Origin of the sequence: Flavobacterium sp. N1719, assembly GCF_025947045.1 — a bacterium.
Lineage (GTDB): Bacteria > Bacteroidota > Bacteroidia > Flavobacteriales > Flavobacteriaceae > Flavobacterium > Flavobacterium stagni.
This window is the reverse complement of sequence record NZ_CP109993.1, coordinates 2,195,597-2,209,246: the sequence shown is the minus strand read 5'-3', so window position 1 is coordinate 2,209,246 and position 13,650 is coordinate 2,195,597. Positions and strand designations below refer to the sequence as shown.

Annotated in this window: 10 protein-coding genes; 7 read left to right on the top strand and 3 right to left on the bottom strand. The window is 40.3% G+C overall.

Annotated elements, in window-relative coordinates:
* Positions 1–141: 141 nt before the first annotated feature.
* The 5 genes from OLM45_RS09385 (at position 142) to OLM45_RS09365 (ending at position 7,485) form a co-directional block, all read left to right on the top strand.
* Positions 142–1,206, top strand: a complete 1,065-nt coding sequence (locus OLM45_RS09385) for an efflux RND transporter periplasmic adaptor subunit (protein ID WP_264509709.1) — start codon at positions 142–144, stop codon at positions 1,204–1,206.
* Between the two features lie 3 nt (positions 1,207–1,209).
* The gene (locus tag OLM45_RS09380) at positions 1,210–4,287 is read left to right on the top strand and encodes an efflux RND transporter permease subunit (protein WP_264509708.1); all 3,078 of its coding nucleotides are present in this window, start codon (positions 1,210–1,212) and stop codon (positions 4,285–4,287) included.
* A gap of 2 nt (positions 4,288–4,289) precedes the next feature.
* Entirely contained in the window at positions 4,290–5,588 is a 1,299-nt protein-coding gene (locus tag OLM45_RS09375) for a TolC family protein (RefSeq protein ID WP_264509707.1), read from the top strand.
* A 23-nt stretch (positions 5,589–5,611) separates the two neighbouring features.
* A complete protein-coding gene (locus tag OLM45_RS09370) occupies positions 5,612–6,475 on the top strand; it encodes a bestrophin family protein (RefSeq protein ID WP_264509706.1) in 864 nt (287 codons plus the stop codon).
* Positions 6,476–6,558: 83 nt separating this feature from the next.
* The gene (locus OLM45_RS09365) at positions 6,559–7,485 is read left to right on the top strand and encodes an AraC family transcriptional regulator (RefSeq protein ID WP_264509705.1); all 927 of its coding nucleotides are present in this window, start codon (positions 6,559–6,561) and stop codon (positions 7,483–7,485) included.
* Here the strand turns inward: OLM45_RS09365 and OLM45_RS09360 are convergent.
* On the bottom strand, positions 7,482–7,862 hold the full coding sequence (locus tag OLM45_RS09360; RefSeq protein WP_264509704.1) for a DUF779 domain-containing protein: 381 nt from the start codon (positions 7,860–7,862) through the stop codon (positions 7,482–7,484). The genes OLM45_RS09365 and OLM45_RS09360 overlap by 4 nt on opposite strands.
* Before the next feature lie 82 nt (positions 7,863–7,944).
* Positions 7,945–9,450, bottom strand: coding sequence for an aldehyde dehydrogenase family protein (locus OLM45_RS09355; protein ID WP_129461299.1), 1,506 nt, complete (start codon positions 9,448–9,450; stop codon positions 7,945–7,947).
* 254 nt (positions 9,451–9,704) lie between these two features.
* Here OLM45_RS09355 and pheT point away from each other — a divergent pair, with 254 nt between their 5' ends.
* Entirely contained in the window at positions 9,705–12,128 is a 2,424-nt protein-coding gene (gene pheT, locus OLM45_RS09350; protein WP_264509703.1) for a phenylalanine--tRNA ligase subunit beta, read from the top strand.
* Between the two features lie 123 nt (positions 12,129–12,251).
* Entirely contained in the window at positions 12,252–12,965 is a 714-nt protein-coding gene (locus tag OLM45_RS09345) for a hypothetical protein (protein WP_264509702.1), read from the top strand.
* A 71-nt stretch (positions 12,966–13,036) separates the two neighbouring features.
* Here the strand turns inward: OLM45_RS09345 and OLM45_RS09340 are convergent, their stop codons facing one another.
* The gene (locus tag OLM45_RS09340) at positions 13,037–13,594 is read right to left on the bottom strand and encodes a fasciclin domain-containing protein (RefSeq protein ID WP_264509701.1); all 558 of its coding nucleotides are present in this window, start codon (positions 13,592–13,594) and stop codon (positions 13,037–13,039) included.
* Positions 13,595–13,650 lie beyond the last annotated feature (56 nt).

Genomic DNA, 13,650 nt, shown 5'->3' with positions numbered 1-13,650 from the left:
TTAATCTATTGAAATTAAATTCTTTTACATATTGTGATTCCAACATTTGTACCTACATGTGTTAAATAAAAATTAAGGTTCCCGCCTATCTACAAGGGAAGCCGTAGTTTTGTGTCTCCTAATCTACAATACCATTTATAGATGAAATCCAAAACTCTTTTTTTTCTTGTCTTAGCCGTGGCACTGGGTGCTTTGGTCGTTTATCGTATTTCAAAAAATAGCGAAAAGGATCCAAAAGCAGGAGCGCCAGGCGACAAGAAACCACCTATTACTGCTGAAGCACGGATTGTCGAACCGCAAAACTTCTCCAATACCATTTCCTTATCGGGTTCGCTAGAGGCCAATGAAGAAGTGGCTATTCATCCAGAAGTTTCGGGTATTGCCGAGAAAATCCTATTCACAGAAGGAGCTCGCGTGACTAAAGGTCAAGTTTTGGTAAAAGTCAACGACTCCGAATTGCGTGCGCAGTTACTTCAAGCGATTACCAAAGAGAATTTAGCCTCAGAAAATGAACGTCGCGCCAAACTTTTATTGAAAAAAGAAGCCATCAGTCAGGAAGAATACGATATTGCCAGTGCCGATTACCGCACAGCCAAAGCTCAAAAGCAATTGATTCAGGTTCAAATTGGAAAAACTTCCATCAAAGCCCCGTTTTCGGGAACGATTGGTTTGCGTACTATTTCACCTGGAACGTATGTGACACCTGCTACGGCAATTGCCAATTTGGTGAACACCAATCCGTTGAAAATTACGTTTTCACTTCCTGAAAAATATGCCACGGAAATCACCAAAAATGGAACACTCCAATTTACCGTTGCGAATGAATCCAAAACCTACACGGCGAAGATTTATGCGATCGAACCCGCTATTGAAGCAACAACGCGCACTTTACGCGTTCGCGCTTATGCCGACAATGCAAACGGCACCTTGATACCGGGAACGTTTGCCAATGTGCAATTGCCTTTAAAGAATATACCAGACGCGATTTTGATTCCGTCGGAAGTGGTAATTCCTGTGAAAGACGGGAAGAAAGTTTACATCGCCCAAAACGGCAAAGCCAAATCGGTAATGATCGAAACCTTAACCCGTACGGGGAAAGATGTAGTGGTGACATCCGGATTAAAAGCAGGCGACACCCTTTTAGTTTCGGGCGTAATGGCACTCAAAGACGACGCCGATATTACAGTTAAATTACAAACCAAGTAAACTATGAGTCTCTCTACGTTAAGTATCAAGCGACCCGTGTTTACCATCGTGGTCAATTTGCTCATTATTCTCTTCGGAATTTTGGGTTACTCCTATTTGGGGGTGCGTGAATTCCCGTCGATTGACCCAGCCGTGATTACGGTTCAAACGAATTACACGGGTGCCAATTCAGACATTATCGAACAACAAATTACTGAACCGCTGGAGAAAGCGATTAACTCCGTTGACGGTATTCGGAATATTTCATCCAACTCCGCCCAAGGTTCGAGCACCATTAATGTCGAGTTCAAATTAGAAAAAAATCTAGAAGAGGCAGCCAATGATGTTCGGGACAAAGTATCCCAAGCCGTTCGTTCCTTGCCACAAGATATCGATGCACCACCTGTTGTTTCAAAGGCCGATGCCGATTCGGATCCCATCATCACTATGACGGTTCAAAGCGATACCCGCAATGTAATGGACTTGAGTGATTATGCGGAAAATGTGTTGGCCGAACGTTTGCAAACCATTTCAGGGGTAAGTAGCGTACAAATTTGGGGGCAAAAACGGTATGCGATGCGATTGTGGTTGGATCCTGTAAAAATGAATTCTTACGGATTGACCGTAAAAGATGTGATGACCGCTTTGGACAAACAAAATGTAGAATTGCCTTCCGGGAAAATTACAGGAAAAAACACCGAACTCACGGTGCGTACCATGGGGAATTTATCGGATGAAGAAGAATTCAACAACATCATTGTTTTAGCGGGAGAAGGCAAAACCATCCGTTTTAGCGATATCGGTCGGGCCGAATTAGCACCGCAAGTGTTGGAGTCCCAATTGACTGAATCGGGTAAACCGATGTTGGGATTGGCGATTATACCACAACCGGGGACCAATTACTTGGACATTGCTGATCAATTTTACAAACAATACGCCCAATTTGAAAAGGATTTACCGAAAGACATCCACTTGAATGTAGCGTTGGACAATACCTTATTCATTAAAAAATCAGTGACTGAAGTGGCGGAAACCCTATTGATTTCGATACTTCTTGTCATCCTGATCATTTATTTGTTCTTCCGTGATTGGTCGATTGCTTTCCGTCCGTTGTTGGATATTCCGGTATCGTTGATTGCCACCTTTTTCATCATGTATTTGTGTGGATTTTCAGTGAACGTGTTAACCTTATTGGCGATTGTATTGGCTACAGGTTTAGTGGTGGACGACGGAATTGTAGTTACTGAAAACATCTTCAAGAAAGTCGAAGAAGGCATGTCACCCATTGAAGCCGCAATTAAAGGTTCGAACGAAATCTTCTTTGCGGTAATCTCGATCTCCATTACGTTGGCAGCAGTATTTTTACCCATTATCTTTTTGGAAGGATTTGTCGGACGTTTGTTCCGGGAATTTGGGGTCGTCATTGGTGCGGCCGTTCTGGTCTCGGCCTTTGTATCGCTGACCTTAACGCCTATGTTGAATGCCTACTTAATGAAAGAAGGCGGACATAAACCAAGTCGTTTTTACGAGTTTACCGAACCCTATTTTGTGAGCCTCAACAAAGGCTATGCAGAGGCATTGCAAGGATTTCTGCGTAAAAAATGGCTGAGTTTCCCCATTTTAGCAGCTTGTATTGGATTGATTGTTTTATTTTTTACAATTCTCAAAAAAGAAACCGCTCCGTATGACGATCGCAATCTGGTCATCATGGGCGTTACCACGCCTGAGGGTGCGACCTACGATTACACGGATCAATTGATGCAAGATATTTCGAAGATGATCAACGATTCGATTCCCGAGAAAAAAGTAGGATTGATTGTGACTTCACCTTCCTTCTTTACTTCAGCGGTAAATACGGGAAGGGTACGCTTGGCTTTGGTTGATCCCGAAAAGCGTCAAAAGAGTCAGAAAGAAATTGCCGATAATTTAAGCAAATGGACCAAAAAATATACGGATGCAAAAGTAACCGTATCCGAACAACCTACGATTTCGGTGAACCGCCGCGGTGGGCTACCCATTCAATATGTGATTCAGGCCCAATCGTTTGAAAAATTGCGTGAAAAGATTCCGCAGTTTATGGAAGAAGCTACTAAAGACCCGACCTTCTCAATTGTGGATGTGAATTTGAAATTCAACAAACCCGAATTGAATATTTCGATAGATCGAGAGAAGGCAGAGAGTTTAGGCGTTTCCGTGATTGATGTGGCGCAAACGCTACAACTGTCATTGAGTGGTCAGCGTTTTGGGTATTTCATGCGCAATGGCAAACAATACCAAGTGATTGGCCAATTTGATGATAAAGATCGTGACGATCCGTTGGACTTAACCTCGATGTTTGTGAAAAATAACAAAGGGGAACTGATTCAAATGGACAATTTGGTGCAAGTGGAAGAACAAAGTAATCCGCCCCAATTGTACCACAACAACCGCTACATGTCGGCAACAGTTTCGGCTGGTTTAGCCCCGGGTAAAAGTATCGGCGACGGTATTGAAGCGATGAATGCGATTGGTAAGAAAGTCCTCGACGATTCGTTCACCACCGATTTAAGTGGCGAGTCCCGTGACTTTACCGAAAGTAGTTCGAATACGTCTTTTGCCTTTGGTTTGGCATTATTACTCATCTATTTGATTTTAGCTGCCCAATTTGAAAGTTTTATCGATCCGTTCATTATCATTTTAACCGTTCCCATGGCGGTAGCCGGAGCCTTATTGTCGCTTTGGTTATTTGGCCAAACTTGGAATATTTTCAGTCAGATTGGTACCGTAATGTTGATTGGATTGGTGACTAAAAATGGTATTTTGATTGTCGAATTTGCGAATCAGTTGCGGGAACAAGGTCGCACAAAATACGAAGCCATTGTAGAAGCTTCAGAAGCGCGATTGCGTCCCATTCTGATGACGAGTTTGGCAATTGCCTTGGGAGCATTACCGATTGCAATGTCGTTGGGCGCTGCGTCAACGAGTCGCATCGGGATGGGAGTTGTCATTGTAGGGGGAACATTATTCGCTTTACTCCTCACCCTTTTTGTAATTCCTGCCATCTATTTAATGTGGTCCAAAGCGCGCAAGCACCGACCCGAATTTGATAACTTAGTCGATTAATTATGCAACGCTATACGGTATTTTTATTTGTGTTGTTCGGACTTCAACTGAGTTCGGCGCAACAGCTATTAACCTTAGAAGAGGCTATTAAAATAGCACTTGAGAACAATTTTGATATACAATTGGCTAAGAACAATTTAAAAATTGACGAAACCAATAATTATATCGGAAATGCAGGGATGTTACCCAATGTTTCGGCCAACATTACCGACACCAATTCGAGAACCAATACGACCCAAGTTCAAGGCGGTACAGAACGCACATTGAATGGTGCCAAAAACTTGAATTTGAATTATGGTGTTTCGTTAGATTGGACTGTATTTGATGGCTTAAAAATGTTTGCCCGTAAAGAACAATTGAACAAATTGGAGCAACAGGGTCAGGCCGAATTGAAGAGTGCTATTTTATCCAAAATCAGTGCGGTGTACCTCGCCTATTTTGATTTGGTGCAACAGCAACAACAAATCAAGGCATTGGATACCACGATTGTCATCTCTAAAGAACGTTTACAAACGGCACAAAACCGCTACAGTATTGGAAAAGCAGCCAAATTGGAAGTTTTAAATGCGCAAGTGGATTTGAATACGGATGAGAGTTTGTTGATCCAACAAAAAGAACAATTCAAAGCTTCTCAGATTCAATTAAACACCTTATTGGCTCGGGATGTAGCAATGGAATTTAGTGTTTTAGATGCTTTAGAAGTGGATGATCGATTGGTTTTAGACGATTTAAAAAACTTAGCCAAGTCACAAAATCCGCAACTGCAGGCCCAAGTCTTGAACAAGAACATTGCCGAATTGCAATTGAAGCAAGTCAAAGCAGGGCGCTATCCTACTGTAAAAGTAAATACAGGATATACAGTAGGCCGCACAGAAGCTTCGTTGGGTTTCATCACCCAGTCACAAAGTCGGGGCTTAACGTATGGTTTCTCGGCTTCTGTGCCTATCTTTCAAGGAAGTCAAATCAGTCGAAACGAAAAGATAGCCAAACTTCAAGTAACCAATGCTGAAATCACTATAAAACAGCAAGAGTTACTGTTGGAAAGTCAGTTGCAAAGCGCTTATGCGAGTTATCTTTCCAACAAGAAATTGGTGGAAATGGAAGCGAAAAACGTATCGATAGCCGAACAAAATTTGGACATCACTTTGGCTAAATTCAAAATTGGCACCATTACTCCGGTTGAATTTCGCACCGCGCAACAAGGATTTATTGAAGCCAAAGTACGTTACAGCAATGCTTTGTACCAAACCAAAATTTACGAAATCAGCTTAAAAGAATTGGCTGGAAGTCTGACGTTTTAGTTATTTTTGGCAAAAACACGAGCATGGTACAATACAATCCCAAAGACTGGATTATTTTTATTTTTCGTTTTCACAAATCGGATACCTTTCGCCAACTGTTCCCCATGATGGTTTTGATAGGGTTGTATACGGCGGGAATATGTTATTTGGAAATGGCCGTTTGGCAACTTTCGGAAAGCAGTCATGTCAAAAACATTCCGATCATGCATGGTTTGGTAGGATTTGTAATTTCTTTGTTGCTTGCTTACCGCACGAATACGGCTTATGATCGCTGGTGGGAAGGGCGAAAATTATGGGGATCACTGGTGAATAACAGTCGGAACCTAGCCTTGAAACTAGCGGTCATGTTGAAAGACGACCGGGACAAATTGTATTTTCGACGTATAATTCCCGTGTATGCTTCGGTGTTGCAAAAACATTTGGCGGATGAAGAAACTTCCAAAACGTTATTTGATGATTTGGATTTAGAAATGGATCATCACAAACACCGTCCGAATCAAGTTGCACGTGGTTTGTATCAAAAAGCGAATGATTTATACGTTTCGGGAAAAATTACGGGCGATCAATTGATTGTGATAAACAGCGAATTGCAATCGTTTACTGATGTTTGCGGGGCTTGTGAACGGATTAAAAACACGCCTATTCCCTATTCGTACAGTGCTTTTATCAAAAAGTTTATCTTTATTTACGTGATGACTTTACCCTTTGGTTATGTCTTTAGTTTGGGCTATTACACGATTCCGGTGGTCATTTTTATCTTCTATGTTTTGGCGAGTTTGGAATTAATTGCTGAAGAAATCGAAGACCCGTTTGGGAACGATGTTAACGATTTGCCGACCCAAAAGATAGCCTCCAATATCAAAAAACATATTGAGGAAATACTCTAACTATAGCAATTCAGCAATTTTTAAGGAAACGTTTTCATTCCTATTTTTATTTATTTGTATCTTAGTGAAACAAATGAATCTTTATGGCTGTTAAAGCGCTACTCAATAAACCTGCACTCACGCATGAAAAATCGTTAAAAACGTTGGTAGAAAACCGAACGATTTTCTCGTTGGATCATTGTGAATTGAACATTTTTGAAACCTATCAAAAATCGGAATTGGTACCGTTGAAGTTCAACGACTTGGTGGTGACTAGCATGTTGCGCGGGAAGAAAGTCATGCATTTGTTTGAAGATCCGAGTTTTGATTACCTTCCGGGCGAAACGGTAATCGTTCCTGGTAATGCTGAAATGAAAATTGATTTCCCAGAAGCTTCCCAAGACAATCCAACCCAATGTATTGCTTTAGCTATAGATCAGCCTATTATTAAAAGTACCTTGGATTTCCTCAATGAAAAATACCCCAAAGAAGGACGGAATAATTTGTGGAAATTGGATCATGAAAACTATTTCTTTTACAATAATGTCGAATTGGCGGGTACGATTAACAAGCTCATTAAAGAATGTATGGGCGATTCGTTAACCAAAGATGCGATTGCCGATTTGACCTTACAAGAACTGATAATTCGCATTATTCAAACCCAGACTGCCAAACGTTATGAGGATGATCAATTCATCAATATCTCAAGTCCGATTGCACCCGTTGTCGAATTCATCAAAACCAACATTCACAACACCATCAACCTCAAAGACCTAAGCGATAAAGCGTGCATGAGTCCGACGAGTTTCTACCGCTACTTCAAACGAGAGCTGGGAATGAGTCCGATCGAATTTATTCTCAACGAAAAAATCAAATACGCCAAAAAATTATTGAGCAATCCCAAAATCAATGTCAACGAAGTATCGTATGCGACCGGTTTTGAAGATTGCAATTACTTTATTCGTTTATTCAAAAAATACGAAGGCGTCACACCCAAGCAATACCAATTGATGAATTTCACGATGCCTTAATCGTAGCTGTTGTAGCGCACGGGTTCTAATTGTTCCAACTCTTCCGACTCAAACAACCGGTATTTTACTTGAAAGGTTTTGCCGTAGGGTGTTTCTAATGAGAATCCGCCTGGTCCATGGCCATTGGTAACATCCAAGGTAAAATGGGCATGTTTCCAGTATTCAAATAAATCTTTATCCAACCAAAAATCAAATCCGTTAATTTGACCGATGCAGACATCGCCTGAACGGAGCATAAAACCGCCTTTTTCAAAGCATTGGGGCTGGGTTCCTTCGCAACACCCACCCGCTTGGTAGAACATCAAGGGACCGAATTTTTCTTCCAGCATCACAATTACTTCTAGGGCTTCTGGGGTAACATCTAAACGTGACAGCATATTTTTTTGTTTTAAATAGAAACCGCAAATTGGCTGATAAAAAACCAATTTGCGGTTAAAGGAATACTAATTAAACGAACTATTAAAAGAATCCTAATTTATTTTTGTTGTACGAAATCAACATGTTTTTAGTTTGACGGTAGTGATCCAACATCATTTTGTGGTTTTCACGTCCGATTCCCGATTGTTTGTATCCACCAAACGGAGCTCCTGCGGGATACGCATGGTATTGGTTCACCCACACACGACCGGCTTTGATGGCACGAGGTACTTGGTACAACTCATGGGCATCGCGAGTCCAAACACCGGCACCTAAACCGTACATGGTATCGTTGGCAATTTCGATGGCTTCTTCGGTAGATTTAAAGGTTGTTACAGCTAATACCGGTCCGAAGATTTCCTCTTGAAAGATACGCATTTTGTTATGGCCTTTGAAAACGGTCGGTTGAATATAATAACCACCTTCCAAATCACCACCTAAATGGTTCACTTCGCCTCCACATAACAACTCTGCTCCTTCTTCTTTACCCAATTGGATGTACGAAAGGATTTTATCTTTTTGGATTTGAGATGCTTGCGCGCCCATCATTACGGTTGGATCAAAGGGATTACCCAATTTCACTGCCGCTACACGTTCCAATACTTTTTCCATGAATTTGTCATAGATGGATTCATGTACCAAAAGTCGGGACGGACAGGTACACACTTCTCCTTGGTTCAAGCAGAACAATACCACACCTTCTAATGCTTTATCGAAGAATTCGTCGTCGGCATCCATCACTGAGGGGAAGAAAATATTAGGCGACTTCCCTCCTAGTTCCAACGTTACTGGGATGATATTTTCTGTAGCATATTGCATTACCATGCGACCTGTAGCGGTAGAACCGGTGAAAGCGGCTTTGGCTACTTTGGGATTAGTTACTAAAGTACGACCCAACTCTGCACCAAATCCGTTTACGATATTAATTACACCGGCAGGAATTAGATCAGCAATAAGTTCCATAAGCACCATAATAGAAATTGGCGTACTTTCAGCGGGTTTTAACACTACACAGTTTCCAGCAGCAAGTGCAGGCGCCAATTTCCAAACCGCCATAAGAATGGGGAAATTCCAAGGGATAATTTGTGCAACTACACCAATCGGTTCATGAACGATAATGGAAACCGTATCTTTATCCAATTCACTGATCGAACCTTCTTCGGCACGAATCACACTGGCAAAATAACGGAAATGGTCGATCGCCAAAGGTAGATCGGCGGCCATTGTTTCGCGAATGGCTTTTCCATTGTCTAGAGTTTCAACAGCAGCAAGATGTGCTAAGTTGGCTTCTAATCGGTCAGCTACCTTATTTAAGATAATGCTGCGTTCTGTTTTGGAAGTCTGACTCCACGATTCAAAAGCGGCATGGGCAGCATTCACTGCATTTTCAATATCCATTTTAGCGGAATGTGCCGCTTTGGCCATGATTTTGCCGTCAACTGGTGAAATTACATCGAAATATTGTCCCGTAGAAGGCGCCGTCCATTTCCCATTAATGTAATTATCATATTTCTCTTTCAGTTGCGGTCTTTGTACTAAATTACTCATCGTCTTTAAGATTTTTTGTTTGCAGAATCAAAATTAGAAGCTACATCGATTGAGGAATAGCACTTTTATTTCAAACTATAGCACAAATTTGTTAACCTCGAAATTTTAACTTAAAATATTTACACATCTTTCAATTTTATTATCAAATAATTAACAGATTCACAGCGTCAATTAAAACTGTAATCCTTAAAAATATTTTTTAGTTTACGTCCCGATATCCTTATCTTTGCACCCGTTAAAAAACCATTACCACCATGCGTATTTCCTATAATTGGCTTAAGCAATTTTTAAAAATCGATTTACCTTCAGATGAAACGGCTGCACTTTTAACCGACCTCGGTTTGGAAGTGGAAGTGGTTGAAAAATACCAATCGGTGAAGGGCGGACTTTTGGGCGTGGTTGTAGGTGAAGTGAAAACGTGTGAAAAACATCCCGATGCTGATCGTTTGAAAGTAACTACGGTTGATTTGGGCGATGGAAATCCTCCCGTGCAAATTGTATGTGGCGCTCCGAATGTTGCTGCAGGTCAGAAAGTTCCTGTGGCAACAGTTGGGACTAAATTATTTGATAAAGACGGCAACGAATTTGAAATTAAAAAAGGGAAAATTCGCGGTCAAGAAAGTCACGGAATGATTTGCGCGGAAGATGAATTGGGCTTAGGTGACAACCATGATGGCATCATGATTTTGGATGCCAAATTGAAACCTGGCACACCATTAGCCGAAGTGTTGAAAATTGAAAACGACGAAGTTTTTGAAATTGGCTTAACTCCCAACCGTGCTGACGCTATGTCGCATATGGGTGTTGCAAGAGATTTACGTGCGGGATTATTATTACGCAATAAAAATATTGAATTGATCACGCCTTCGGTTTCTGCTTTCAAAGTAGACAAACGAACACTTAAAATCCCGGTTGACGTAGTAGACAGTAAATTGGCGCCTCGTTATTGTGGGGTAACCATTTCTGGAATTAAAGTAAAACCATCCCCTGAATGGTTGCAAAACCGACTAAAAGCGATTGGTTTAACACCCAAAAACAATATAGTAGACGTTACGAATTATATATTACACGAATTGGGGCAACCGTTACACGCGTTTGATGCTGCTAAAATCAACGGTAAATTAACCGTCAAAACGGTGGCTTCAGGAACCAAGTTTGTGACGTTGGACGATGTGGAGCGTACGTTACACGAAGACGATTTGATGATTTGTGATGATAACGGGCCGTTGTGTATGGCTGGTGTTTTCGGCGGAAAATCTTCGGGTGTGACAGAAACGACAACGTCTATCTTTTTAGAAAGTGCCTATTTCAATCCGGTGACCATTCGTAAAACCGCAAAACGTCACGGTTTAAGTACGGATGCTTCTTTCCGTTTTGAAAGAGGAATTGATCCGAATATCACAGAATATGCTTTGAAACGCGCTTCGATGTTACTATTAGAAGTGGCCGGTGGCGAAATGACTTCCGATGTGGTGGACTTGTATCCAAAAAAAGTGGAAGATTTCTCGGTGTTTTTGAATTTTGACAAAGCCTTCAAATTGATTGGGCAAGAAATTCCGAAAGAAACCATCAAGAAAATCTTAGCTTCTTTGGATATTAAAGTAAACAGTATAACCGATGCCGGTTTAGGATTAATTATTCCGGCGTATCGTGTTGATGTGCAACGAGAAATCGATGTGATTGAAGATATTTTACGCGTTTACGGGTATAACAATGTCAATTTCACTAAAAAAATCAACGCTACGGTTGCGAATTCACCGCGAACAGAAGATTATAAAATTCAAAATATTGTAGCCAATCAATTGAATTCTCTAGGTTTTCATGAAATGATGGCCAATTCGTTGACTTCAGGTGATTATGTGAAATTATCACCCCAATTGAAAGAGGACAACAATGTGACGATGCTGAATCCGTTAAGTAACGATTTGGCAACTATGCGTCAGTCGATGTTGTTTTCCGGACTTGAAGCGGTTTCGTATAATATCAACCGTAAGAATAGTGATTTAAAATTATTCGAAATTGGAAAAACCTACCATAAGTTATTGTCGGGATTCAGTGAGAAAAAACACTTGACCGTATTCATGACGGGAAATCGTTCTGCGGAGAGTTGGACGGGACCACAAAAGGCTACGGATTTCTTTGTATTCAAAGGAATCATCAAATCGATTTTTGACCGTTTAGGCTATACCAAAGTACAGGACAAACCCGTGCATAATGATGTTTTTGCCGAGGGAATTGCATTGAGTTTAGGGAATGATGTTTTGGTTGAATTTGGAACCGTTAAAAAACACATTTTAAAGCACTTTGATATCAAACAAGACGTTTTTTATGCCGACTTTAATTGGGATTTAATTATTAAAATGATTTCGAATAAAATCAAATTCCAAGACATACCAAAGTATCCCGAAGTGCGACGCGATTTAGCATTACTCGTCGACCAATCGGTGAGTTTTGAATCGGTATATAATTTGGCCCGTCAATCTGAAAAGAGCTTGTTGAAACAAATCAACTTGTTTGATGTGTATGAGGGCAAAAATTTACCTGAGGGTAAAAAATCGTATGCGGTAAGTTTTGTATTGCAAGATACTTCTAAAACATTGACCGATACGCAAATTGACAAAATCATGAGCAAATTGCAACAACAATTTGAAACTGAACTGGGAGCGCAATTGCGATAAACCAATAGAACCAATACAAAAGCCGTCTTCGTGACGGTTTTTTTTATGAAAAAAATTAACGAAAGTTCAATTTACTTCTTGGGGATTTTCAAGTAATTTAGTGTTTCTAATTGTACTATGATCATGGCTATGAAAGTATTAGAACCCATTTCGCTAGATAAAACCCTTTTAAAAATCCGGAATCGCGACTTAAAAAGTGAAAATATAGCTCATTCGGTTTGTTCTAGGGTTCAAACCGGAACTGATTTAGAAAATCTTATTGGTCAAGATAATGGAAAAACAAAAAATCAGTTTGATATCGATTTGTTAGAGAGCGACCGCATCTTTCATCGCAAACACATTCAAGAATTGTGTGTGAATTACCGACTTCGGTTTTTATCGGTGAAACTATTTAAATACGGACTTCCAGAAGAGGCATTATCGGCATGGGAAGAATTAGAACAACTACACCAAACTTCAATTGAAGATTTAATGATAGCGGCGCCTTCAAAATCTTTTCATTTGAAAACGTATGATGATCCCCTATTATTTGCTCCTATGGGCAATGACTATTATTATATGATTCATAAATGGGGCAATGATGTTTCCCCTTTACGCCGATTGAAGTATTGGCCATTAAAAAATGTGATTACATTCTTGCTCTTTTGTTTGGCTGTGAGCGGGTTACTTACTTGGATTACACCCGTGAACAAATTGGGCACTACCCTACTTTGGGCGCCATTTATTGTATTTCTGTTTATGTTTAAATCGATTGTAGGTACGGTTGCCTACTATTTTTTCATGATGGGGAAAAACTTCAATAGCGAAATTTGGGACCGCCCTTTTAAAGAAAATTAATAAAAATAAAAAGACCGATTCAAACTACTGAATCGGTCTTTTCGATTAACCTAACAAACAAATTATTATTTTTATGGAAGTACAACGGTGTCTACCACATGGATTACACCATTGGATTGGAATACATTGGATATAGTAATGGTAGCAACGTTTCCTTTACTATCGCTCACCATCAACTTGTCGCCTTTTTGAGTTACGGTCAAAGCACCACCGGCAACGGTTTTCAATTCAGCTTTCCCTTTCCCCTTTTTCACCATATCCATTAAATCCTGAGCTGAGAATTTACCAGCAACGACATGGTATTTCAAAACCGTTTGTAATTTTTCTAAATTTTCAGGCTTTAAAAGGTATTCTACTGTTCCAGCAGGCAACTTATCGAAAGCTGCATTGGTTGGAGCAAATACGGTAAAAGGTCCGGCAGTTTGCAACACATCTACCAATCCAGCAGCTTTTACAGCGGCAACTAAAGTAGTGTGGTCTTTTGAGTTGACTGCATTTTGTACGATATTTTTAGACGGATACATCGGAGCTCCACCTACGTTTACTGTTTTTTCATTTTGAGCAAAAGCAACTCCTGTAAATAACAATCCGGCTAAAACGAATTGTACCATTTGATTTCTTGTTTTCATAGCAATTTTTTTTAAAGAATTAATTTCTTGTTTGTTTAGCCATATACGACAAGAAT